Here is a 24,624-nt window from a genome sequence, read left to right as displayed (position 1 = left end):
ACACAGACCCGCTGGTGAGGCCACTGCCTGCGCGTGCCGCAAGAAGACGCCGACGAGAGTTTGATCACGTCGCGCGTGCCGTCGCCGACGGCATCGAATGCGCGTACGGGGGTAGCCGCCCCAGACCGTCATGACTTTGTGGGAGGTACTTGTGTCCATAGCCCAGAACCCGTTGTCCGTAGAGGTCTCCCTGCCTCGCGAGGACGTCGTGCTGCTCACGGTCGAGGGACATCTGGACATCGACACCGCGACGGGACTCCAGCACCATCTGGCGAACCAGTTCCAGCACGGTCGTCGTCACTTCCTGCTGGACCTCTCGGCCGTTCCCTTCATGGACTCGTCCGGTATGAACATCATCATCAGGGCGTACCAGCAGACGCGGGAGCTCGATGGGAGCGTGCACATCATCGCGCCGACGCCGCCCGTGCGACGCATCCTCGACCTCACCGGTGTGAGCATCACCGTGCCCGTGTCCGACAGCGTCGAGGACTCGCTCGCCCTCGTGGACAAGCAGCAGCACAGCGACTCCGCCTGAGCTCCACCCGTGCTCCGCCCTCGGGGGACGGCGGGGCGCCGTCATGTACGACAGTTGTTGTCCGACAACCTTTGACCAAGGCAAAGAATGTGAGCAGTGCTGGGCCGGGCGCCCGCCGTATCCGCGCGAGGAGCCACGAACCGCCGAGCCGACGGGCCTCGCCCTCGGACGCGGACCTCACGTCCTTCCACCCTGCCGTGCCCGCCGCCATGACGGCGCGCGACACGAGCAGCCCCGCCCGGCCCGTAGGGGACGACATCGACGTCACCGCACCGGCCCCCACCTCCGTCGGACCGCACACCATGATTCGTACCTGGCACATCACTTCCGTCCCCGACGCCGCCCGGGCCCGTGTCGACACGGCACGCCTGGCCGCCGCGCACGGGGTGTCCGACCTGGAGCGGACCCGGCTGACGGCCTCACTCGGCGCAGAGCTGCGGCAGTGCCTCACGCGGGGCGGCACCTGGCGACTGGAGCTGGAGGCGGCCACGGAACCGTCCGGCGACGATCTGCTGCGGGCCGTCGTGACCTCGTGCGACGACACGGACGACGAAGGACGGCCGCCGTGGCACCTGACGGTCGCCCGCGCCGAGGGCGCGCCCACGGCGGACCCCGGGCCCGTGGCGGACGAGCACGGGACGCTGGCCGAGGCGCTGCTGGGCGCCGACGAGGACACGGCCCTGGTGCTGGAGAGACTCGGCGAGCAGGAGGACCTGGTCACCTTCCACCGGGAGGAACTGGATCAGACCAACCAGGGCGTACTGGCCCTGCACGCCGAGCTGGACGCGGCCGGCCGGGCCCAGCGCGACCTCCTGATCGCCGAGCGCAAGGCGCGCAGTGAGGCGGAGACCGCCCGCCGAAGACTGACGTTCCTGGCCGACGCCAGCGCGGTGCTGACGGCCTCGCTCAACCACGACGAGGTGATCCGCCGGCTGGAGAGCCTGCTGGTTCCGGAGTACGCCGGCAGTGTCGACGTATGGCTCTTCGACGGGGACGAGGAGGACCGGGTGAACGCGCCGCGTCCGGCCGCCGCCGTGGTCGCGGCCCGCACCGGGCGCCCGCAGTACGCCGCCGACCATCCGGGCGACCTGCCCGGTGTCGACGACCATCCCTCCTCGGCGCCGCTTCCCGCGGCGCCCCTGTTGTGCATCCCGCTGGGGACCCGGCGGACCCCGCAGGGTGTCCTGATCCTCACGCCGCCGACCGCGCGGTGGGACGCCGACGACGTCGTCATGCTGATCGAACTCACCCGCCGGGCCGGCGTGGCGATCGACAACGCCCGGCGCTTCGAGCACAACCGGGACATCGCGGAGACCCTGCAGCGGGCTCTGCTCACGGACCTGCCCACCACCCCGGGACTGCATCTGGCCGCGCGCTATCTGCCGGCCACCCACGGTCTGAACATCGGCGGCGACTGGTACGACGCCTTCCGCCAGCCCGACGGCAGCCTCATCACCGTCATCGGCGACGTGACCGGGCACGGACTGCACGCGGCCGTCATGATGAGCCAGCTGCGCACCGCACTGCGCGCGTACGCCGTCGACGGCGGCACGCCGGGCCAGCTCCTCACCAAGCTGCACATCTTCCTGCACCACCTGCAGCCCGATCTGTACGCCACCGCCGTCATCGCCCGCTTCCACCCCGACGACCCGACGCTCACCTGGGCCGCCGCGGGCCATCCGCCGCCCGTGCTGCGCACCCCCGACGGGCAGGTCCACACGCTGGACGCCAAGCCGGGCGCGATGCTCGGCATCCCGCTGCAGCAGGTGATCAAGGACCACACCGTGACGCTCACACCGGGTTCGACCCTGGCGCTCTACACGGACGGTCTGGTCGAGCGCCGCGCCCAGGGCATCGACCCGGGCATCGAACGGCTCGCCGCGGCGCTCGGCACCTTCCGTTCCGCGGACCTCGACGCCGACCTGGACGCCTCGGCGGACAGTCTGCTGCGTCCGCTGCTGGCCGATTCCGAGCGGGACGACGACGTGTGTCTGCTGCTGTGCCATCTGCACAGCCGGGCGGCCGAGTTGGCGCGGACCCCCACCAGGCTGGCGTTCTGAACCGTCTCAGCCGAGCTGTGGCGGCTGCGGGCGTACGAGGGTGTGGGCCCGGTGGAAGGCGTGCAGGCCCTGCTGCAGCGAGGCCCGCTCCCCCGGGGTCATCACCGCGAACACCCCGGTGAGGCTCAGGGAGCGGTGCTCGGTGACGTCGGCCAGGAGCCGCCGCCCCTGCGAGGTGATCACGAGCTGCACCTCACGGCGGCTGTGCGGCTGGACGGTCCGGCGCAGCAGCCCGGCGGCTTCGAGGCGGCCGCACAGCCGGCTCGCGGTGGGCAGCGCGATGCCCAGGTGCTCGGCCAGGGCGGTGAGATTGAGGTCCGGCAGTCTTCGTACCGTCTGCAGCGCGAGCAGTTGCCGGGTGGGCGGACGGGGCGGGGCGTCGGCCGCCGCCCCGAACCACAGCGTCACCAGACTCTCCACCGCGTCGAGGACGTGATCGGCGAGCGTGTCCGGCGGGTGGCCGGCGCGCTGTGGGCGATCCGGCACGGGAGTGGTCACACGCACTTCTCTTTCAGTTCGGTCGTCGGGGTCGGCTCCTGCCAGGGCAGTGGTCGTGTACGTCGGCCCTACCCGAACCGACCGACCGTACACGGCCCGCGCTCCCCCGACGCCCGTCCGACCGGGACGCCCCGTGACCGCGAACGGCCCGGTCCTCCCCCTCCCGCGTGCGTGGTTCGGGAGGAGGAGGACCGGGCCGTCTCCGGTGGCCGTCGCGATCAGCCGGTGGCCAGGGCGCCCTTGAGCACGGCGATCGCCTGGCTGATGGCGGCCTCGGCGGCGTGGGTCTCGCGCAGGGCGTTGAGCATCACGAAGTCGTGGATGACGCCCTGGTAGCGGACGGCGGTGACGGGCACGCCGGCCTCGCGCAGCTTGTTGGCGTAGGCCTCGCCCTCGTCGCGCAGGACGTCGGCCTCGCCGGTGATGACGAGGGCCGGCGGCAGTCCGGTGAGCTGCTCGGTGGTGGCGCGCAGCGGGGACGCGGTGATCTCGGCGCGCTGCTTCTCGTCGGTCGTGTACTGGTCCCAGAACCACTGCATGCCGTCGCGGCGCAGGAAGTAGCCCTCGGCGAACCGGTGGTAGGAGCCGGTGTCGAAGGAGGCGTCGGTGACCGGGTAGAACAGCACCTGCTGGACGAGCGCGACGTCGCCGCGCTCCTTGGCCATGAGCGTCAGGGCCGCGGCCATGTTGCCGCCGACGGAGTCGCCCACCACCGCGATGCGGGAGGCGTCGAGCCCGTGGTCGGCGCCGGTGGTGGCGACCCACTGGGCGACGGTGTAATTCTGCTCGATGGCGACCGGGTAGCGGGCCTCGGGCGAGAGGTCGTACTCGGGGAAGACGACCGCCGCGCCTGCGCCGACGGCCAGTTCGCGCACCAGGCGGTCGTGGGTGTGGGCGTTTCCGAAGACCCAGCCGGCGCCGTGGATGTAGACGATGACCGGGAGGGTGCCGGTCGCTCCCGCGGGGCGGACGATCCGGGTGCGGACCTCGCCGGTGGGGCCGCCGGGGACGGTGATCCACTCTTCGTCGATCGCCGGCTCGGCGATCTCGCCGGACTGGACCTCGTCGACGGCCTTGCGGCCTTCGGCCGGGCCGAGGTCGAAGAGGTAGGGCGGGTTGGCGGTCGCCTCGGCGAACGCCGCGGCGGCGGGCTCCAGGACGGGGCGGACACCGGTGGTGTCGGTCATGACGATCTCCTCGGATCTGGTGGCGTGAGCACGCTCCTCGCGGGCTTCGCCGGGAGCGGGGCACTTCCAGAACAGTAGCCCACGCTTTAGTCGTGCACAACTCATTAGGGCACGATACGATCGGGAGGACTCGATGGCGCGCTCAGCGATAGGGTGTGGATCACCGAGGCAGATCGAGGTAGATCACCGAGTACGGAGGTACGCCGTGAGCACCGCCGGAGCCGAATCGACGCAGGGCGCTGCGCCCGTATCGCCGCAGGGGGGTTCACTCCTGCTGGAGGACCAGCTCTGCTTCGCCCTGTACGCGGCCTCCCGGGCGGTCACCGCCCGCTACCGCCCCTTGCTGGACGAGCTGGGACTGACCTATCCGCAGTACCTGGTGATGCTCGCGCTGTGGGAGCAGGACGCGATCTCCGTACGCGACCTGGGCACGGCGCTCCAGCTGGAGTCCAGCACCCTGTCGCCGCTCCTCAAGCGCCTGGAGGCGAACGGGCTGCTGCGGCGCGAACGCCGGGCGGAGGACGAGCGTTCGGTCGCCCTGCACCTCACCGAGGCCGGCATGCGCCTCCAGGACAAGGCGAACACGGTCCCCCTGGCGATGGGCGACGCAATGGCCCTGACCCCCGAACAGGACGCCACGGCAAAACACCTGCTCCGCCTCCTGACGACAAACGTCAGCACCGCTTAGGGGGCGGGCAGGGGCGCAGCCCCGCCTGCCGGGGGCGCGGGGAACTGCGCGACCAGCCCCCACCGAACCCGCAGCCAAGGGGGCAGGGGGCGCAGCCCCGAGACGCGCGTCACATTCCCCACCCCCATGTCACACCCCGCACCCCCGCTGCCGTCATGACTGTGCAACTCCCTACAACGACTGAGGAGCACATCATGGAAGCCCGACTGAACCTCATGGGCAGCCCGGCCGCGGCCACGTTCGTCAAGCACCTCTCCGCCGCGGGAAAGGTCGTCTCGGACTCGGGACTGCCGACCCTGACGCAGGAGCTGGTGAAGATCCGCGCGAGCCAGATCAACGGCTGCGGTTTCTGCACCGACATGCACACCAAGGAGGCCACCGCGGCCGGCGAGAGCGCGACCCGGCTCAACCTCGTCGCGGCCTGGCGCGAGGCCAAGGTCTTCACCGAGGCCGAGCGCGCCGCGCTGGAACTGGCCGAGCAGGGCACCCGTATCGCCGACGCGGCCGGCGGGGTCACGGACGAGGCCTGGGAGAACGCCGCCAAGCACTACGACGAGCAGCAGCTGGGCGGCCTGGTGTTCCTGATCTCCCTCATCAACGCCTTCAACCGGGCGAACGTCATCGTCCAGCAGCCCGCCGGGGACTACCGCGTCGGCCAGTTCGGCTAGCCCACAGGCACCACCGCGCCGGCCGCACGCCGGTCACGCACCGGCTCACGCGTCGGCCGCCGCGTACACCCGGCGGCCGTCGACGAAGGTCTGCAGGACGCGGGTGGCGGCGATCTCCTCGGGGGGTCCGGCGAAGGGGTCGCGGTCCAGGACCACCAGATCGGCCAGCGCGCCCACGCCGATACGGCCGGTGCTGTCGTCGAGGTGGTTGGCGTGGGCGCTGCCCCCGGTGTACGCGGCGAGCGCGGCTCCCAGGTCGAGCCGCTGGCCGGGGAGGAAGGCCGGGGTGCCCGCGGGCGCGTCGGGGGCGATCCGGTTGACGGCGACGTGGATCGCGGCGAGGGGGTCGGGGCTGCTGACCGGCCAGTCGCTGCCCGCGGCGAGGGTCGCCCCGGCCCGCAGGAGGTCCCCGAACGGGTACTGCCACGCGGCCCGTTCGGGACCGAGGAACGGGATGGTGAGGTCGTCCATCTGCGGTTCGTGCGCGGCCCACAGCGCCTGCAGGTTGGCACTCGCCCCGAGCGCCCGGAAGCGCGGTACGTCCTCGGGGTGCACGACCTGGAGGTGTGCGAGGTGGTGGCGGGTGTCGCGCCACCCGTTGGCCGTGCGGGCCGCCTCCACGGCGTCCAGCGCCTCCCGTACGGCCCGGTCGCCGAGCGCGTGGAAGTGCACCTGGAAGTCGAGCGCGTCGAGTTCGGTGACGTACTTCTTCAGCTCGGCCGGCTCGACGAAGCTGATGCCGGAGTTGTCGGAGGCGCACCCGCAGCGGGTCAGGTACGGGCCGAGCAGCGCGGCGGTGTGGTTCTCCGCGATGCCGTCCTGCATGACCTTGACGCTGGTGGCACGGAACCGCCCGCGGCTCGACTCCGCCCGGCGGGCGACGAGTTCGGGAATCTGCTCGGCGCCCCTGGCCCGGTCCCACCACAGCGCGCCGACGACCCGGGCGGTGAGCAGACCGCGGTCGGCCGCCGCGTGATAGGCGGGCGTCGGATCGGTCATGTTCGCGTACGTGCCGACGATGGCGTCCTGCCAGGCCGTGACACCGTACGAGTGCAGCACGGCCTGGGCCCGGAGCAGCGCGGCGAGTTGCTCGTCGGGCGTGGGGGCGGGCAGCAGGCGGCCCACGAGGTGTGCCGCGCCCTCCTGGAGCATGCCGGTGGGGTTGCCTTCGGCGTCCCGCTCGATGCGTCCGTCGGCCGGGTCGGGGGTGCGGGCGTCGATCCCGGCCCGTCGCAGGGCGAGGGAGTTGACCCACACACCGTGGTGGTCTCGGTTGGGCAGGAACACCGGCCGGTCGGGAACGACCGAGTCGAGCAGCGCCGCGGTGGGCGTGCCGCCGGGGAAGGCCTCCATGGACCAGCCGCCGCCGGTGATCCACTCGGCGTCGGGGTGGTCGTCGGCGTAGGCCTTCACCCGTCGCAGGTACTCCCGCGGGTCGACGGTGTCGTTGAGGTGGCACAGGCCCAGTTCGGTGCCCGCGCCCAGGGGGTGGACGTGGGCGTCCTGGAAGCCGGGCAGCAGGAGCCGTCCGGCGAGGTCGACGACCTCGGTGCCGGGTCCGATCAGTGCATGGACCTCGTGGTGGCCGACGGCGACGATCCGTCCGCCGCGCACGGCCACGGCGGTGGCCCGGCTGCGCGCCGCGTCGACGGTGTGCACGGGCCCGCCGGTGAGGACGAGGTCGGCGGCCTGGGGGTGGGACATGGGTTCAGCGCTCCGGTGGGGTGAAGGGGCTCAGACGGCTGTGTGGTCCATCGGAAGGGAGAGGGCATCGGCGTCCGTGCCGCGTCCGGTGGTGAAGTACGGGGAGCGGCGGACGTACTTGGCGACGGCCGCCATGACGAGGCCGCTCAGCACGATGGTGACGGGCAGGGAGAGCATGAACCAGCCGTTGTCGGGGCTGAGTTCGATGTGGTCGCTCATGGTCAGGTAGGAGTAGGCGAGATAGCCGCCGAGGCCGAGCAGGATCAGCCCGGAGGCGGCCGGGACGCCGACGGCGAGCAGGGCCTCCCGCGGGCCGGCGCGGCGGGCGGCGCGGAAGCGGACGGCACAGGCGAGCGCGGTGAGGCCGTAGTAGAGGGCGACGACCAGGCCGATGGCGTTGACCGCGGCGAGCAGCATGTCGCTCAGCTTGGGGATGGCCATGGCGAGCAGGGCGATGGCGGTCGCGATCGACATGACGACCACGGTTCCGGCGGCGGGGGTGCCGTACTTGGGGTGGATGCGGGTCCACAGCGGGCCCATCGTGCGGTCGCGGCCCATGGCGAGGAGGCCGCGGGCGGTGGGGATGACGGAGGACTGGACGGAGGCGACGGCGGAGAACATCAGGGCGAGCAGCGGCAGGCCGGCCCAGGGTTCGGCGGCGAGCTTGGCGCCGAGGTACGGGAGGGCCTGCGGGCCGTTGGCGATGAGTTCGGGCAGGCTCATCTCCCGCTGGAAGGCGACCGAGGCGAAGACGAAGAGCCCGAGCATGGCGAACAGGGCGATGAAGCCGCCACGCGCCGAGTCGCCGGGGCTGCGGGTCTCCTCGGTGACGCTGAAGGCCGCGTCCCAGCCCCAGAAGAAGAACACCGCGAGGACCATGCCCTGGGCGAAGGCCGTGCCGCTGGATATCTCGAAGGGGTTGAACCACGACCAGGAGAAGTCCTGGTGGCCGGTGACCAGGGCCCAGGTGCAGAAGACCAGCAGGACGGCGTACTCGAAGACCAGCAGGCCGAACTGGAGCCGGGTCGCGGCCCGCACCCCGGTGATCGCGAGGACGGTGACTCCGGCGAGGACCACCAGTCCGACGACCGTGCTCGCGGCGGTGGACGTCGGGTCGAGGGCGATCCCGGCGAGGGAGTCCAGGCCCGCCTTGTTGGCGAAGATCAGCACGACCGAGCCGGTCACCGCGCTGGTGTAGCCGAGGAAGACGACCGAGCCGACGAGTGTCACCCAGCCGGCCAGGAAGCCGGGCCAGGGGCCCAGCGACTTGCCGACCCAGGTGTAGCCGTTGCCGCAGTTGGGCTCCGAGCGGTTGAGGCGGGCGAAGGCGGTGGCGATGCCGAGGACGGGCAGGAAGGCCAGCAGCAGGAGGGCCGGGGCCTGGAGCCCGACGATCGTGCCGATGGCGCCCATGCCGATGGCGATGCTGGTGGTGGCCGCGGTGCTGGAGGCGGCGATGGCGACACCGTCGAGGACGCCGAGGGAGCGGCGCAGTTCCGTCGGCGGACGGTCCGGGGCCGGGTGGCCCGGGGTGGTCCGGCCTGGAGTGAGAGACATCAGGGCTCCTCACGGGGAGGGAGAGGGACGGGGAGGAAGAGCCGTGTGGGGGTGCGATGGATGGAACAGCGTCCGCACACTTTGCGTCAATGCCGTTGACATAAGGCGGCGGCCGGTCGTTCACTGAAGCCGCGGCGTTCCCTCGGCAGGTGCAGCGGTGGCGCCCGTACCGCGGTCTCCCGGCGCGAGAGGAATCACCCGTCATGCCCACCCGCGCCCCACAGGAACGCCGGCGGCGCCGCCCCACCGCGGCAGGTGTCCTGCTCTCCAAGGAACTGATCACCGAGACCGCGCTGCGTCTCATCGGCGAACACGGTCCGGAGGCGCTGAGCGTGCGCCGCCTCGGGGCGGCCCTCGGCTGCGATCCGAGCGCGCTCTACCGCTATTTCCGCAACACCGACGATCTGCTGCTGGCCGTCTCCGACCGGATCATCGGGGATGCCATGACCGGGTTCGTGCCGGGCCCCGACTGGGTGGCCTCGCTGCGCGAGATGGCGCTGCGGGTGCGCGACGGATACCTCACCCATCCGCGGGCCGCCGCCATGGCCTCGTACCGCATCACGCGTCGGGAGAACGAAATCCGTGCCGTGGAGACCGGCGTGGGTCTGCTGCTGTCCGCCGGTTTCCCGCCCGCCCACGCCGTGCGGCTCTATCTGGCCTTCATCGACACGGTCCTCGGCCACGCGGCGCTGGACGCCGCGTGCCAGGCACTCCCCCGGGAGCGGCGCGAGGCCGACGAGCAGGCGTGGACGTCGGCCTACCGGTCGGTCGACCCGGAGTCCTATCCGGCGCTGGGCGAGGTACGGGACGAGTTGTACGCCATGGCCGGGAGCTCTTTCGAACTGGCGGTGGACCTGCTGCTCGACTCCCTGGCGGCGCGGGCCGCTGCCCTTCCCCCGCGGACATGACAGGGTCACCGGCACGATCAGGGTCGTCCGTACGGAACGGAGCAGGTATGACGACGGACAGAGGTACGCGGATCGAGGTCCGGCCGGCCGCCGGCCACATCGGCGCCGAGATCATCGGCGTCGATCTGGCGGAGGACCTGGACGACACGGCGGTCGCCGCGATCCGGGCGGCGATGCTGCGCTGGAAGGTGGTGTTCTTCCGCGGGCAGCGCCTGGACCACGCCTCGCACGTGGCGTTCGCCCGCCGGTTCGGCGAACCGGTCCTGCTGCGCAGGCGCGGCAGCGCGTCGCCCGCGGACGTCCCGGAGATCGAGACGACGGCCGACCGGCTCGAACTCGGCGGGCGGTACGGCATGGAGCACGACGAGTGGCTGCGCAGGCGCCGCCACTCGCTGCTGCGCGGCTGGCACTGCGACCACGGCGCCCGCGTCGATCCGCCGGCGGCGACGATCCTGCGCGCCGAGACCGTGCCCCCGTACGGCGGCGACACCACCTGGTCGAATCTGGCCGCCGCCTACGCCGGTCTCTCGGCCCCGCTGCGCGGCTTCCTCGACGGACTGCGTGCCGAGCACCGCCTCGGGGTCGGCTATCAGACCCGGCCCGGCGAGGACGCGTACGCACGCCATCTGCTGGACCGGCAGATCGCCACCGAGCATCCGCTGGTGCGGGTGCATCCCGAGACGGGCGAGCGTGTGCTGTCCGTCAACGGCTACTACGTGGAGCAGATCCTCGGCCTCTCCCGGATGGAGAGCGCGCCCCTGCTGGAGATGCTGGTGGGGCAGGCGACACGCCCCGAGTACACGGTGCGGTTCCGCTGGGAGCCGGGGAGCGTGGCCTTCTGGGACAACCGGGCCACCATCCACCTGGCCCCGAGCGACACCACACAGGTCGACCATCCGCGGGTCATGCACCGGGTGATGCTCGCGGGGGAGGTCCCCGTCGGGGTGGACGGCAGGCCCTCGACGTCCGTCGTGGGGAGCGAACCGGGGGTCTGGTGACGGGCCTTCGGGACGGTCGCCCGGGTGTCGTGGTTGCGACATGTCCCACCTGTGCCACCGGAATCGAGTGACATGACATTCCGTGCCACCGGATTCTGTCCAGCGCATGAACTTCTCTGTGCGTACGACGGAAGGCACGGCACTGATGAGACGGATTCGCCTGGTGGCGGCGATATCGACAGGACTCGCCCTGGCTGCCGGCGCGGTGGCGCCGGTGGCCGCTCGCAGCGGTACGGGGCCCACGGCGACGGCGGCGGCCGACATTCCCGCGCCGAAGAGCCTCGGCACCGTACGCCTCATCACCGGTGACCGGGTGACCGTGGGCGCCGACTCCGAGGGACGGCGGACCGCCTCGGTCACGCCCGGACCCGGGCGGCGGCACATCCTCTTCCGGACCTACGAGCAGGACGGACGGCTGACGGTCCTGCCGTCCGACGCCGGGGAGCTGGTCTCCGCGGGACGCCTGGACCGGGGGCTGTTCGACGTGGGCGCGCTCCTCGCCCAGCGGTACGACGAGGCGCACAGCGACACGCTTCCGCTGATCGTGGCGGGCGCGGAGGGCGCGGCCGAGTCGGCCGTCCGGCGGCTGACCTCGCTCGCCGAGGACGGGTCGCCGGTCCGCCGCCTGGACAGCATCGGGGCGCGGTCGGTGCGGGTCGCCGAGGACGACCTCGGCCGGTTCTGGAAGCAACTGGCGCGGGACGAGGGCACGCTGAGCACGGCACGGGCCGCGGACGCCCCCCGGGTGTGGCTCGACGGCCGGGTGAACGCGACGCTGGACCGCAGCGTCCCGCAGATCGGCGCGCCCGCCGTGTGGCAGGCCGGTCAGCGGGGCGAGTCCGTCAAGGTCGCCGTCCTGGACACCGGCGCGGACCAATCCCACCCCGACCTCGCCGGACGCGTCTCCGAGGCCAAGGACTTCTCCGGGAGTTCCGGTACCGGGGACGCCTTCGGGCACGGCACGCATGTCGCGTCCATCGTCGGCGGCAGCGGAGCAGCTTCCGCCGGCGGCAAGGGCGGCAAGGGTGTCGCGCCGGGCGCCGATCTGCTCGTCGGCAAGGTGCTCGGCGACGACGGCTACGGCAGCGAGTCCCAGGTGATCGCCGGCATGGAGTGGGCGGCGTCCTCGGGTGCCAAGGTCGTCAACATGAGCCTGGGCTCGGACAGTCCGAGCGACGGCACGGACCCGATGAGTCTCGCGCTGAACGAACTCACCGAGCGCACCGGCACGTTGTTCGTCGTCGCGGCGGGCAACAGCGGTGAGCAGGGCATGAGCACCATCGGTTCGCCGGGCGCCGCGGACGCGGCGCTCACCGTCGGCGCGGTCGACCGGGCCGGCGCCCTCGCCCCGTTCTCCAGCCGCGGCCCGCGCTCCGGTGACGACGCGGTCAAGCCCGATGTGACGGCTCCCGGCGTCGGTATCGTGGCGGCCCGCGCGGCCGGCACGACCATGGGCGACCCGGTCGACGCACAGCATGTGGCGGCCTCCGGTACGTCGATGGCGGCCCCGCACGTGGCGGGCGCCGCAGCGCTGCTCGCCCAGCGGCATCCCGGCTGGAGCGCGGCGCAGTTGAAGGACGCGCTGGTCAGCACGGCCCGCACGGCCGCGGGTCAGGAGGTCACCGAGCAGGGCGGCGGGCTCATCGACGTGGCCGCGGCGGCGCTGGGTCCCGTCACCGCCACGGGGACCGTGGCCCTCGGTCCGTTCCAGACAGGTGGCGGAGAGACCCGTACTACGAAGGTGAAGTACACCAACACCTCGGGTGCCGCTGTCACGCTGGCGCTCGGCGTCCGGCTGGCCACCGCGGGCGGCCGTACGCCGGCGGAAGGGGCGGTGAAGCTGGGCTCCGGTTCGGTGCGCGTGCCCGCGGGTGCCACCGCCGAGGTTCCGCTGACGGTCGATCCGGCCCGGGTCGAACGGGGCGACTACTACGGGTACGTGACCGCGGCCTCCGCCGACGGGAAGACCACCGTGCACACCACGGTGAGCCTGGCCGTGCAGGGGCCGGTCCACCGGCTCACCGTCAGGACCGTCGACCTCAAGGGCAGGCAGATCCAGGCGCTGCCGACGATCTGGGGCACCGACGGCTTCGTGGGCTACACCGACCCGGGCAGCGGCACGGAGCCGGCCGTCGCCGACGTCGAGGAGGGCACCTACCAGTTGGACCACTCGTCCCTGGACACGGTCGCCGACGGACAGGAACTGCGGCACGTGGTCCTGCCCGAGGTGAAGGTCACCAAGGACATGTCCGTCACGCTCGACGAGCGCAGGACGACCCTGGTCGACATCCGTACGCCCCGGCCGGCCGAGCAGCGCGGCATCCTCAGCTACCAGACGTACCGGAAGATCGACGGGCACAGCCTGATCCAGGGCACGATGTACTTCGACCTCGGCAAGCGGCTGTACGTGAGTCCGACGTCCGCGGTCACCGACGGCACCTTCGAGTTCGCCTCGCGCTGGCAGCTCGTCGCACCGCTCCTCGACATGGCGGTGTCGGGCGGCAAGGGCGCCGGGGAGACGCCGGACGCCTACTACATGCCCTCCTCGCCGCTCTTCGACGAGAAGGCGACCTCCGGCAAGGGAGCGCGCCTGACCGCGGTCGCCGCGGGTGACGCCGCCGCGCCGGTCTTCGCGGGGGCTCGCGGGAAGCTCGCGGTCCTCACCAACGAACAGAACGTCAATGAGCGGGAGTTGGCGGAGAAGGCGGCAGCGGCGGGGGTGCGCGGCATCGTGCTGGTCCACTTCAGCGACATCGCGTGGACCCGCTGGCATCCGGAGGGCGACCGCTGGGGCGTACCGACCGTCCGGATCGGCGCGAAGGCGGGAGCCGCCCTCCTGAAGCGGATCGGCAAGGGGCGGACGACGGTGAACTTCACCGGCACGGCCCGCAGCCCGTACCTGTACGACGTCATGCAGGTGTCGTCGCAGCGCGTCCCCGACAAGGTGGTGCACGCCGTGTCCGAGCGCAACAGCGCGGTGGTGAAGGCCAGGTACGCCGACAACGGCGGCGCGCGGTGGGCAGCCGAGCAGCGCTTCGCACGGCGGCCGTACCAGGACACCGCCTGGCTGCAGTACACGCGCTATGTGCCGACCGGCTTCGACCGGACCGAGTACGTGAGTTCCGGTGACACGCAGTGGAAGCACTACGTGCACCACGAGACGACGTTCGACGTGGACACCCCGCTGGTCGTCGGCATGACGGACGCCGCGCGCACCTACCGGGCGGGCGAGCGGGCGAGCGACACCTGGCAGGGGGCCGTCGTCCGGCCGTCGATCCCGCGCGGCACCACGGCTCCGTCCGTGCGCTCGGGTGACGTACTGAGCCTGCGGATACCGGAGTTCACCGATTCGCAGGCAGGTCACCGGTCGCGGCTGCTCGAAGGGGGCGGCGGCATCGGGACCTCGGGCGGGGCGAAGGCGGCGCAGGGCGACTCGGCCGCCGCCGTGCTCTACCGCGACGGCCGGCAGATCGCGGAGGCCGACGGCGGGTACGCGGACTTCGAGGTCCCCTCCGGTACGGCCGGCTACCGGCTGGACCTCACGACCTCGCGGGTGTCCGGCGAGTGGGCGTACGGGACCGGCACCGAGACGTCCTGGGCGTTCCGCTCGGGCAGCACGGGCGCGGCGACGGCGCTGCCGCTGCTCCAGCTCGACTACGACGTCCCGGTCGACGCGTACAACGCCGTCCGCTCCGGCCGTACGCACTCGGTCGGACTGTCGGTCCGCGCCCAGGACGGGCTCGCCGTACCGCGCGGGGTGAGCGTCCAGGTGGAGGCGTCGTACGACGACGGCGCGAGCTGGAGCCGGGCGACGGTGAGGGACCGCGGGCACAACACGTTCGAGGCCGCCGTCAAGAAGCCCTCGCGGGTACGCGGTGACGCCTACGTGACACTGAGAGTGACGGCTCGCGACGCGGCGGGCGACTCCGTGCGGCAGACGGTGCAGCGCGCCTACCTGCACCGCGGATAACCGCTCGCACGTGTCAGGGGGTGAGCGGAGCGAACACCGCCCCGCTCACCCTCACCGCCTGTAACACCCGTGGAGTACGGTGTCCGATCAGTGAAGCCGGTCGGTCTCGGGGAGGGCGCCATGACGCTGGAGGCTGCAGGGGTGTCGGACGCCGAGGAGTCCGTCTACCGGCATCTGGTGACGGCGGGCCAGGCGTCGGCGGGTGATGTCGCCGCGCGCACCGGACTGAGCCCGGCGGAGGCCGAGGCGGTGCTCGACGCGCTGGCGGTCAAGGGCATGGCGAGCCACACCGACGTACTGCCCCGGCACTTCAGGGCCACTCCCCCGGACGTGGCGCTGATACCCCGGCTGAAGCGGAACGCCGACGCGCTCGATCTCGCCCGCGCGGAGGCCACGAGCCTGCTGCAGGTGTACCGCGACACGATGCGACGGCGGGACGCGGGCGAACTGATCGAGGTCATCACGGGAGCCGAGGCGCTGCGCCAGCACCTGCGGCAGATCCAGGCGAGCGCCCAGGACGAGATGCTGTGGTTCTGCAAGGCCCAGTACGTGGCGATGCCCTCGGGCAGCAACAGTTCGGAGTTCGAGGCGCTGGCGCGCGGCGTGCGCTACCGGGTGCTGTACGAGAAGGCGTTCTTCGACGACGCGGGAGCCGTTGACAACGTTGTTGCGGGGGTGCGCGCCGGGGAGACCGCCCGTGCGGTGCCTCATCTGCCGCTGCGGCTCGCGGTCGCGGACCGGGCCATCGCGGTCTGCCCGCTGGTCCCCGGCGGACCCCAGGGCAACCCGGACGAGCCCACCGCCGCACTCGTGCGGGACAGCAATCTCCTCGCCGCTCTCGTCGCCCTGTTCGAGCGCTACTGGGAGGACGCCGTTCCGCTGGACGTCGACGACTCGGGCACGGTCGCCGGGACGGACGGGGTCGGCGCTCCCGATCCGCTGTCCACGGTCGACCGGCGGCTGCTCGCCCTGCTGGTGGCCGGGGTCACCGACAAGGCGGTGGCCACCCAACTGGGCCTGAGCCGCCGCACGGTGCAGCGTCACATCCAGCGCATGATGGAACTGGCCGGCGCGGCGACCCGGATGCAACTGGCCTGGCAGGCCGCACGCCGGGGCTGGCTGTGACGGACGTCCGCCCGAGCGGCGCGTAGGGCGAGAAGTGGCCAAAGTGGCTGATGAAAGCCGTGTTGCCGGCACGTAAAGGCCCATGTGATCCACTGCGCGCGGCGACGCCCAAGGCCGACGCCAGCCGACCGTATTCCGGACAATGATCTCCGCAGTGGTGACAGTCACCCTTCCCGCTGAAACGATCCAGTGACCGCACGGTCGTCTCTCACCCCCCTCTCCCGCCGGGGAGCCCTGCCCTCGGCGCTGATCTGACGTGCCGTCATGTGACGGCCCGAAAAAAGGAGTTGCAGCAGTGACGGACAGCCTCCGTACGACCGGGACGACAACCCCGCCCCCTGGTCGCGCCCCATTCCGCCGTCGCACCCTCACGCGCTCACGCACGATGGCGATCGCGGTCACCGCGCTGGGCGCGCTTCTCGGTTCGGCGCTCCCCGCCTGGAGCACCGAACCCGAGGCCGCCCCCGCCGACAAGGCTCCCCGGCAGATCGAGGCGGAGCCCAGACCCGGGGCCGAGACGCTCGGACTCTCCCCCGCGCAGCGCGGGAAGCTGCTCACCGCAGCGGCCGACTCCCGTACGGCCACGGCCCGTTCGCTGAAGCTGGGTGAGCGGGAGAAGCTGATACCGAAGGACGTCGTCAAGGACGCCGACGGAACCGTGCACACCCGCTACGAGCGTACGTTCGCCGGGCTGCCCGTCCTCGGCGGCGACCTGGTGGTCCACGAGCGCGGCACGGCCCGCAGCGTCTCCAGATCGTCGCCGGCGACGATCTCGGTACCGACGACCAAGGCCTCCGTACCGGCCGCGAAGGCCCAGAAGTCGGCGCTGGCGGCTGCCGGGTCGGCGAAGACCGACGAGGCGGCGGCCGAAGGGGCGCCGCGGCTCGTCGTCTGGGCGGGCGAGGGCGCCGCCGAACCCGTGCTCGCCTGGGAGAGCGTCGTCAACGGCGTCCAGGAGGACGGGACTCCGAGCAGCCTGCGGGTGGTGACCGACGCCGGGAGCGGTGCGCGGCTGGGAAGCTTCGAGCAGGTGCACGCCGGTGAAGGGGTGAGCCAGTACAGCGGGACCGTGCAGGTGGGGTCCGTGCGCGACGGCGACCTCTACCGGCTCACCGATCCGCAGCGCGGCGGCCACACGACGTACGACATCAGCGCGGGCGGCAACGGCACACCACTGACCGATGACAACGATGTCTGGGGCGACGGGACACCCGCCGACCGGCAGACGGCCGCCGTGGACGCCGCCTACGGGGCGCAGAAGACCTGGGACTTCTACCACGACCGGTTCGGCCGCAACGGCATAGCCGACGACGGCGTGGGCGCCCGCTCCCGGGTGCACTACGGCAAGGGGTACGCCAACGCCTTCTGGGACGACCTCTGCTTCTGCATGACGTACGGCGACGGCCTGGACGACGCCCGGCCGCTCACCGAACTCGACATCGCCGCCCACGAGATGACCCACGGCGTCACGTCCGCGACCGCGGACCTCGTCTACTCCGGTGAGTCGGGCGGCCTCAACGAGGCCACCAGCGACATCATGGGCACCGCCGTGGAGTTCTTCGCCGACAACGCCGAGGACGTACCCGACTACCGGATCGGCGAGCTGGCCGACGTACGCGGCACCGGAAAGCCCCTGCGGTACATGGACCAGCCCTCCAAGGACGCCTCCGCGAAGGGCACCTCGCAGGACCACTGGACCGCGCAGACCCGCAAGCTCGACCCGCACTTCAGCTCCGGCGTGGGCAACCACTTCTTCTACCTGCTCGCCGAGGGCAGCGGCGAGAAGACCGTCGAGGGCCTCACCTACGACAGCCCCACCTACGACGGACTGCCGGTCGCGGGCCTGGGCCTGCACAACGCCACCAACGTCTGGTACCGGGCCCTGACCCGCTACATGACCAGCACCACCGACTACGCGGGGGCCCGCACCGCCACGCTCCAGGCGGCGGCCGACCTGTTCGGCACGACGAGCGACGCGTACGAGGCCGTCGGGAACGCCTGGGCCGCCGTCAACGTCGGCCCGCGGTACGTCAACCACATCGCCGCGGCGACGCCCTCCACCAGGGACTCCGCGGTGGGCCAGCCGGTCAGCCGTGCGTTCGACGCGACGAGCACCCGGCCCGGCGCGCTGACCTACTCCGCCACCGGCCTGCCGGACGGCCTGTCCATCGACCCCGTCACCGGGCTCGTCTCCGGCACCCCGACGGCGGCCGGCTCCTTCCCCGCCGCCGTCGCGATCAGGAACTCCGCCGCGGAGACCCGCACCCTGTCCTTCACCTGGACGGTCCTGGCCTCCGGCGGCGACCACTTCGTCAACCCCGACCGCTTCGACATCCCCAACTGGCGGACCGTCGAGTCGCCGATCGTCGTCACCGGCCGCGAGGGCAACGCCTCCAGCGACCTCAAGGTCACCGTCGACCTGGTGCACGACTTCATCGGCGGTCAGGTCGTCCACCTGATCGGTGAGGACGGCACGGCACTGCTGGTGAAGGACTTCGTGTGGGACACCGGTTCCGAACTGCACGCGACGTTCACGGTCGACGCGTCGGCACTGCCGGCCTACGGCACGTGGAGACTGCGCGTCACGGACAACACGCCGGGCATCTTCACCGTGGACCCGGGCTACCTGGACAGCTGGAGCATCACGTTCTGAGCCCGGCCCCGCGGGACGCGGTGCCCCAGTGATCGCGTTCCGGGGCATGGGTTGCGCTCATGCCCCGGGGCACGGTCGAGAGCCGCCTCCCCGGGGCACGGCCAGAGGCGCGAGCGCGCGCGTCGGCGTCACGCGGGGTGGTCACCTCGCCGTCGACGGCCGCCGCGTCCGCCGCGAGCAGCGGGCCGAGTGTCGACTGCGGCCCCGGTGGGGGCTTGTCGCGCAGTTCCCCGCGCCCCTTACGGGGCCCGGCCCGTTCCATGAATCCGCGGGCCGGTGGGGGTTGCTCGCGCCATTCCCCGCGCCCCTGACAGGGCCCGGCCCGCTGCATGAATCCGCAGGCCGGTGGGGGTTCCTCGCGCCATTTCCCCGCGCCCCTGACAGGGCCCCGCCCGCTGCATGAATCCGCAGGCCGGTGGGGGTTCCTCGCGCCATTCCCCGCGCCCCTGACAGGGCCCCGCCCGCTGCATGAATCCGCAGGCCGGTGGGGGTTGCTCGCGCCGTTCCCCGCGCCCCTTGAGGGGGAAAAGCTGGGGCGCAGCCCCGTTTTTGGGGGCGCGGGGAACTGCGCGGACGGCCCCCACCGGGGGCGCACCCGGCGTCATCGGCCCACGGACACCCGGGGAAGCCCAGATGTCACGGACCGTCCGCGCACCCACCCGTACAGCACCAGCGAGCACACCGCTGCGAACGCGCACCACGTCGAGACGAACTCCGTCTTCCACAGCGCCCAGCAGGTCGCCGCCCCCACGGTCACCAGGACGCCCAGGACGCGCAGATGCCGGTCGCCGGAGAGGAGCAGCGAGCCGATCGTGGCCAGCAGATAGCCCGCCACGAGCAGCTCCGAGGCGGGCAGGGAGACGGCGTAGCCGACGGTGTGGCCGCGGATCTCCGCCCTCACCCCGTGCGTGGCGAGGCAGTACGAGAGCACGGCCGCGGTGACGAGTCCCGCGACGAGCGGGATCATCAGCCGCCGCCGCGCGTTCGGCGGCGCCACGCACAGCACGGCCACCGGCACCCATACCGCGAGCAGTGGCAGGGCGATCGCCGCCCAGGCCACGGTGGCGGGGCCCGAACCGCCGCCGGAGCGCCAGACCAGGGACTCGACGATCTGATGGCCGCCCAGGATCAGGGGCAGCGCGGCCATCGGCAGATCGGCCGCCCGGCGGGTCCGCGCCACGCAGGCCACTCCGACGGCGGCGATGCCGCAGCCCGCCACGAGATCGGCCGTCGCACTGAAGCACATCGCGCCACCAGGGGTTCGTGTCGAATGCGTGGGGTCCGTCTCACCGGATTCGGGCTGGCCATGCTCACGCTACGGTCCGCGCCGCCGGACACCATGCCTGATGCATCCATTCGGACCCCTCCCCGGCATCCGGAGACATTGCCGGGGCGGTAAGCGCTCTCTATGATCAGGTGTGATGGATTCGGAAAGCGCCCTCGACGACTCCTACTTCGACCACTGCCCCTGGGACTTCAACCCTCGCGCCTCCGCCGCGCAGCGGGACGCCCAGACCGCCCACCAAGAGCGGCTGACGGACGGCGGCGCGAGCATCGGCCCGCACTGCTTCGTCTCACCCGTCGCCGGCGTCTTCACCGACACCCTGCGGCTCGGCGAGAACTCGTACATCGCCGGGCACGCCTACGTCACGGGCGAGGTCACCACCGGCTCCGACTGCACGGTCAACCCGTACGCGACCGTGCGGGGCCGGATCGCGCTGGGGGACGGGGTGCGGATCGGCGCGCACAGTTCGCTGCTCGGCTTCAACCACGGGTTCGGGCCCGACCGCCCCGTGCACCGGCAGCCCCTCACCAGCAAGGGCATCACCGTCGGCGACGACGTGTGGATCGGGTCGAACGTCGTCGTCCTGGACGGGGTGACCATCGGCGACCACTGTGTGGTGGGCGCGGGAGCGGTGGTGACGAAGGATCTGCCGCCCTGGTCGGTCACCGCGGGCAATCCGGCCCGCAGGCTGCGCGACCGGCGTGAGTCCGGCCCCGCCCGGCGCGGGACGGCGGAGGGAGGTGGCGGCCTCGGGGACCAGGTCGCCCGGTTCGCCGACCGGGCCCGCTCGCAGGCCGCCGGCCTCCTCGCACGCGCCTGGGACGCCGACGCGGGCCGGTACCGCGACCGGCCGGGCGTGCCGCTGACCGTCCGGGCCCACTGCGACGCGGTGGAGATCGCCGATCTGCTGCTCGGCTCGCCTCCGCCGCAGCTGTCCGCCGCCGAGCACACGGAGCGGCTGCGCGCGCTGCAGGACCCGGCCGAGGGAATGGTGCCCGAACTCTCCGACGACGGCGGCCCCGGTGTGCTGCCCGCCCGCGCGGCGGACGGCTGGATCGACGACGGCGCGGCCGAGTACCACGTGCTGTCCGTGGGGTACGCGCTGGAGCTGCTGGGCTCCCGCTTCGCCCACCCGGTCCGCCCCGTGGAGTGTATGACGGCGGGCCAACTGGTCGCCCGCCTGGAGTCGCTGCCGTGGAAGACGCGGGCGTGGACGGCCGGTGCCTGGGTCGACTGCTGGGCGACCGGCGCGCACCACAACCTCGGGCTCGGCGCCGCGGCGGGCGAACCCGGCACCTTGGAGGCGCTGTTCGGCTGGCTGGGCACCCGGGTGGATCCGTGGACCGGGATGTGGGGCGGGGCGGCCCCGCCGGCCGAGGGCCGGCTGCAGCTCGTGAACGGCCACTACCGGCTCACGCGCGGCTCGTTCGCCCAGTTCGGACTCCAACTGCCGTACCCGGCGCGGGTGGTGGACACGGTGCTCGACCATGGCGGGGATCCGCGCTGGTTCGCCGCGGGCCGCCGGAACGCGTGCAACGTGCTGGACGTGGCCCACCCGCTGTGGCTCGCCGGCCGGCAGAGCGGGCACCGGGCCGCCGAGGCGCAGGCGTGGGCCGGGGAGCAGCTGGCGCACGCGCTGGGAGAGTGGCGGGACGGGACGGGCTTCGGTTTCGGCCCGCCGGGCGAGGGCGGTTCGGGACCCGGCCGGGAGCCGGGTCTCCAGGGCACCGAGATGTGGCTGGCCATCGTGTGGCTGCTGGCCGACCTGGTGGGGGTGGCGGACCGGCTGGGGTACCGGCCGCGTGGTGTGCACCGCCCCGGGGCCGCCCGCTCACCCGCGCCGGGGCTGCCGGGTCATCCGGTCCTCGTCGACAACACGCTGTAGTAGAAGCTGTGGTCCGAGTTGACCGTCCGGCGCGTGCCGGTGCAGTGCCAGCGTCCTGACGCGCCCCGGCCCCAGGTGAACAGGTAGTCGATCTTGCGGCCGTCGTCGTAGGTCGGCCGGAGGTACGTGGGTCCGGTCTCACGGAGGCCGCTCGCCTCTTTCGCGTCGCCGCTGTACAGGACGTCGAGTTCCGGCGCGTCGGGCGGTGCGTTCAGGTCGCCCGCCAGGACGACCGGGCCGGCGGCGCCGAGCCGGTGGATGCCGTCGGGCTTCCACTCGTCGTGGATGAACTCGGTCTGCGCCCGCCGTTCCCCGTCCTTCGCGCCGCCGACCGTCAGGTGCGTGCTGCACGCCGTGACCGGTGGCCCCGCCGGGTGCGGCCGGCCCGCGGCACGGACGACCGCGCAGACGATGCCCCGCTCGCCGCCTCTGCCGTCCGGGTTGGGCAGCAGTGCCGGGGGCAGGACCTTGGCGGCCGAGTGGAACAGGAGGGTGTTCCCGTACGGCTGGCCGTCGGCACATCGCGTACCGGTGTCGACGAAGGCGCTGCGCAGGCCCAACTCCCGTGCGAAGCGTTCCCCTTGGGTCTTGCAGACTTCCTGGAGGCCGATGAACAGCCACCGGTCGGTGTCACCGAGGGTGAGGTCCCGGATGGCGTCGGCCTCGTCCCTGATCCAGTCGCCGGCGTCGCCCCGGTGACCGATGTTCCCGTAGATGTTGAACGTGCCGACGTAGAGGTCCCGGGTGGTGTCGGGTGCGGAGGCCGCCGCCTCCGGTGCGGCGCCGCTTCTCGCGGGCAGTGCCACCAGTACGCACAGGAGGGCCGTCACGATCGTCCTGGCCGCGCCGCGTCTCCTCCCGGGACCCGTACGACGCGTCGTCATGACGCGACCGTACCCTCGCCGCGGCCGAACCGGTCGGGCGCGAGCGGCAGTTGTGACTGAACAGTCCTCCTGTGACGGTCCGCCGCGTGACAGTCCGTGACGGCCGGGGTCAGCGGCGCCGGAACACGGTGATCGAGTGCCCGACCTCGTCGACCGGCGTACTGGTGTCGAGCAGCGCGGCCAGCCGCCCGTCCGCCTTCGCCACCGCGGAGTCGGACACCACCAGCAGTCCGTGCACCTCACCGAGGGGGGCCTTGAGCGGATCGGAGGCGTCGATGCCGTAGTACGAGGGCACACCCGCGCCCTTGTAGACCAGCCACACCCGCTCACCGGGGCGGTGCCGGTCGAGGTGGTCCGCGAGGCGGCCCAGGTCCTGGCCCCAGTCGACGTTCGAGTCGTGCAGCCGCAGATGCGTCTTCGAGGGTCCGCCGAACGCCTCGTTGGAGTACGGCAGGTAGTACGGGTAGGTGCGCAACGAGCTGACCGCCACGAAGCAGACCAGCACCGCCGTCGCCCAGTGGGCCGGTCGCCACCGCGAGAGCGCCGCTCCGGCGGCGGCGACCGCCAGGAGCATCGGCATGAACACGGCGTAGCGCACGCCGAGATCCCGGGCGCCGTGCATGGAGATGGCGAGGAGTACGGCGGCGGGGACGAGCACGTAGGGAACGGCCGGGCGCAGTGCGCGTACGGCGAGCATCGCGACCGAGCCGGCGGTCCACAGGGCGAGCGCGCCGAGGGGGGTCTTCACCAGGAGCGCGGCCGGCAGGTAGTACCAGAGCGAGCCCTCGTAGAGCCGCCCGAACAGGAAGCCCTGCCAGATGTCGTACTCGAAGCCGAACTGGATGCGCATGCCGTCCCGGTAGGCCTCGGGGAACGGCAGCCAGGCCGCGATCCGGCCGCGTGTTCCGCGGATGTCCGGCACGTTGTCGGGGGCCGCCCAGCGCATCCGCGGGTCGACGACGAGATAGGTGGCCCAGACGACGGCGACCGCGATCAGTGCCATGCCGACGGCCGCCGCCGCGCCGTACGCGAGGAGCCTGCCCCGGGCGCGGGCGTCGAGTGCCGGGAGCGGGGGACGCGCGCCGGGTTCGGGGGTCCGGGGTGTCGTGCCGGGTTCCGGGGTCCGGTGGGCGTGCCGGAACGACAGGACGCCCAGCAGCATCAGGACCGGGATCACCGGCAGCACGCTCATCTTGGTGGCCGCCGCCGCGCCCAGGGCCACCCCGGCGAGCGGGAGGCACAGGAGCGGTCGCCGCCGCGCCCGCCACAGTAGCCACAGGGCCGTGAGCAGGAACCCGGTCGCGGGCACGTCGAGCGTGGCCAGTGAGCCGTTGGCGATGACGTCCGGGGAGAACGCGTACAGGGCCAGGGCCACGAGGCCGCCGGGCGGGCCGGTGAGGTCACGGGCGAAGGCGAGGACGACAAGACCGAACAGCAGCGTCAGGACGATCACCGGAAGGCGTGCGTACAGCATCAGGCGGGCGGGGTCGTTGCCCGACTCGTACAGGACGTGCCGTCCGAGTGCCGTCTGGCTTCCGACGAAGTCCGGGTCGAGCCGCGCGTCGGTGAACACCAGGCCGGACGCGATGATCAGCTTGCCCAGGGGCGGGTGTTCGGGGTTGTAGCGGAAGCTGCGTTCCTTGAGGTACACCTCGGCCGAGGCCACGTACACGGGTTCGTCGATGGTGGGGGTCTGCTCGACGGCGGTGGTGACCATCGCGACGGCCATCTGGGCGAGGAGCGCGACGACGGCCAGCACGTACGGCCATCTCCGGTGCCGCGCGAGCCCGACATACCACCGCAACCCACCGGAGCAGCCTGGCCGTTCGCCCTCGGCCGCCGGTTCGGGCGGACGGGGGGCGGTGTGCCCGTCACCCGCCGGGCGGGTGATCTGCGGCGCGCTCATGCGGCACAGCTTTCCATCAACCCTCCACGTGTGTGACGTTCTTGGGCCGGTTGAGCGACAACTGTTGGGCGCTCCGTAACCGTTGTGACCTCTGGGGCCTCTTGGCATGCGAG

At 72.4% G+C, this 24,624-nt stretch carries 17 protein-coding genes; 10 read left to right on the top strand and 7 right to left on the bottom strand.

The window, feature by feature from the left end; translation table 11 throughout:
* Positions 1-151 precede the first annotated feature (151 nt).
* Both ACFVH5_RS21220 and ACFVH5_RS21215 read left to right on the top strand, forming a co-directional pair.
* Positions 152-535 carry an STAS domain-containing protein gene (locus ACFVH5_RS21220; RefSeq protein WP_385835185.1) on the top strand — a complete coding sequence of 128 codons (384 nt, stop codon included), beginning with the start codon at positions 152-154 and terminating at the stop codon, positions 533-535.
* Positions 536-837: 302 nt separating this feature from the next.
* Positions 838-2,595: a PP2C family protein-serine/threonine phosphatase gene (locus ACFVH5_RS21215; protein ID WP_385835200.1), complete on the top strand. Its 1,758-nt coding sequence runs from the start codon at positions 838-840 to the stop codon at positions 2,593-2,595.
* 6 nt (positions 2,596-2,601) lie between these two features.
* On the opposite strand, the gene ACFVH5_RS21210 is transcribed toward ACFVH5_RS21215, so the two are convergent.
* Positions 2,602-3,093, bottom strand: a complete 492-nt coding sequence (locus tag ACFVH5_RS21210; RefSeq protein WP_385835184.1) for a MarR family winged helix-turn-helix transcriptional regulator — start codon at positions 3,091-3,093, stop codon at positions 2,602-2,604.
* 218 nt (positions 3,094-3,311) lie between these two features.
* Positions 3,312-4,280 carry an alpha/beta hydrolase gene (locus ACFVH5_RS21205; protein ID WP_385835183.1) on the bottom strand — a complete coding sequence of 323 codons (969 nt, stop codon included), beginning with the start codon at positions 4,278-4,280 and terminating at the stop codon, positions 3,312-3,314.
* Positions 4,281-4,485: 205 nt separating this feature from the next.
* Here ACFVH5_RS21205 and ACFVH5_RS21200 point away from each other — a divergent pair, with 205 nt between their 5' ends.
* Both ACFVH5_RS21200 and ACFVH5_RS21195 read left to right on the top strand, forming a co-directional pair.
* Positions 4,486-4,968: a MarR family winged helix-turn-helix transcriptional regulator gene (locus ACFVH5_RS21200; RefSeq protein WP_385835182.1), complete on the top strand. Its 483-nt coding sequence runs from the start codon at positions 4,486-4,488 to the stop codon at positions 4,966-4,968.
* A 194-nt stretch (positions 4,969-5,162) separates the two neighbouring features.
* Positions 5,163-5,636, top strand: a complete 474-nt coding sequence (locus ACFVH5_RS21195; protein ID WP_385835181.1) for a carboxymuconolactone decarboxylase family protein — start codon at positions 5,163-5,165, stop codon at positions 5,634-5,636.
* Between the two features lie 45 nt (positions 5,637-5,681).
* On the opposite strand, the gene ACFVH5_RS21190 is transcribed toward ACFVH5_RS21195, so the two are convergent.
* The gene (locus ACFVH5_RS21190; RefSeq protein WP_385835180.1) at positions 5,682-7,340 is read right to left on the bottom strand and encodes an amidohydrolase; all 1,659 of its coding nucleotides are present in this window, start codon (positions 7,338-7,340) and stop codon (positions 5,682-5,684) included.
* Positions 7,341-7,370: 30 nt separating this feature from the next.
* Complete coding sequence (locus tag ACFVH5_RS21185) at positions 7,371-8,897, bottom strand: APC family permease (protein WP_385835179.1); 1,527 nt, start codon at positions 8,895-8,897, stop codon at positions 7,371-7,373.
* A gap of 203 nt (positions 8,898-9,100) precedes the next feature.
* Between ACFVH5_RS21185 and ACFVH5_RS21180 the strand changes: the two genes are divergently transcribed.
* The 5 genes from ACFVH5_RS21180 (at position 9,101) to ACFVH5_RS21160 (ending at position 18,551) form a co-directional block, all read left to right on the top strand.
* On the top strand, positions 9,101-9,805 hold the full coding sequence (locus ACFVH5_RS21180) for a TetR/AcrR family transcriptional regulator (protein WP_385835178.1): 705 nt from the start codon (positions 9,101-9,103) through the stop codon (positions 9,803-9,805).
* Positions 9,806-9,852: 47 nt separating this feature from the next.
* The gene (locus ACFVH5_RS21175; protein WP_385835177.1) at positions 9,853-10,803 is read left to right on the top strand and encodes a TauD/TfdA dioxygenase family protein; all 951 of its coding nucleotides are present in this window, start codon (positions 9,853-9,855) and stop codon (positions 10,801-10,803) included.
* A 145-nt stretch (positions 10,804-10,948) separates the two neighbouring features.
* Positions 10,949-14,773, top strand: a complete 3,825-nt coding sequence (locus ACFVH5_RS21170; protein ID WP_385835176.1) for a S8 family serine peptidase — start codon at positions 10,949-10,951, stop codon at positions 14,771-14,773.
* A 120-nt stretch (positions 14,774-14,893) separates the two neighbouring features.
* On the top strand, positions 14,894-15,898 hold the full coding sequence (locus ACFVH5_RS21165) for a helix-turn-helix domain-containing protein (protein WP_385835175.1): 1,005 nt from the start codon (positions 14,894-14,896) through the stop codon (positions 15,896-15,898).
* A gap of 385 nt (positions 15,899-16,283) precedes the next feature.
* Complete coding sequence (locus ACFVH5_RS21160) at positions 16,284-18,551, top strand: M4 family metallopeptidase (protein WP_385835199.1); 2,268 nt, start codon at positions 16,284-16,286, stop codon at positions 18,549-18,551.
* Positions 18,552-19,152: 601 nt separating this feature from the next.
* Here the strand turns inward: ACFVH5_RS21160 and ACFVH5_RS21155 are convergent.
* Positions 19,153-19,797, bottom strand: coding sequence for a DUF6629 family protein (locus tag ACFVH5_RS21155; protein WP_385835174.1), 645 nt, complete (start codon positions 19,795-19,797; stop codon positions 19,153-19,155).
* A gap of 175 nt (positions 19,798-19,972) precedes the next feature.
* Between ACFVH5_RS21155 and ACFVH5_RS21150 the strand changes: the two genes are divergently transcribed.
* Positions 19,973-21,721: an acyltransferase gene (locus tag ACFVH5_RS21150; protein WP_385835173.1), complete on the top strand. Its 1,749-nt coding sequence runs from the start codon at positions 19,973-19,975 to the stop codon at positions 21,719-21,721.
* On the opposite strand, the gene ACFVH5_RS21145 is transcribed toward ACFVH5_RS21150, so the two are convergent.
* Together ACFVH5_RS21145 and ACFVH5_RS21140 are read right to left on the bottom strand one after the other, a co-directional pair.
* Positions 21,691-22,605: an endonuclease/exonuclease/phosphatase family protein gene (locus ACFVH5_RS21145; RefSeq protein WP_385835172.1), complete on the bottom strand. Its 915-nt coding sequence runs from the start codon at positions 22,603-22,605 to the stop codon at positions 21,691-21,693. The two genes, ACFVH5_RS21150 and ACFVH5_RS21145, sit on opposite strands and share 31 nt — an antisense overlap.
* Before the next feature lie 109 nt (positions 22,606-22,714).
* Positions 22,715-24,511 carry a glycosyltransferase family 39 protein gene (locus tag ACFVH5_RS21140; protein ID WP_385835171.1) on the bottom strand — a complete coding sequence of 599 codons (1,797 nt, stop codon included), beginning with the start codon at positions 24,509-24,511 and terminating at the stop codon, positions 22,715-22,717.
* Positions 24,512-24,624 lie beyond the last annotated feature (113 nt).

The sequence above is a fragment of the Streptomyces sp. NPDC127119 genome (genome assembly GCF_042677425.1).
In the GTDB taxonomy this organism is placed as follows: Bacteria; Actinomycetota; Actinomycetes; order Streptomycetales; family Streptomycetaceae; genus Streptomyces.
This window is presented reverse-complemented; position numbering and strand designations above follow the sequence as displayed.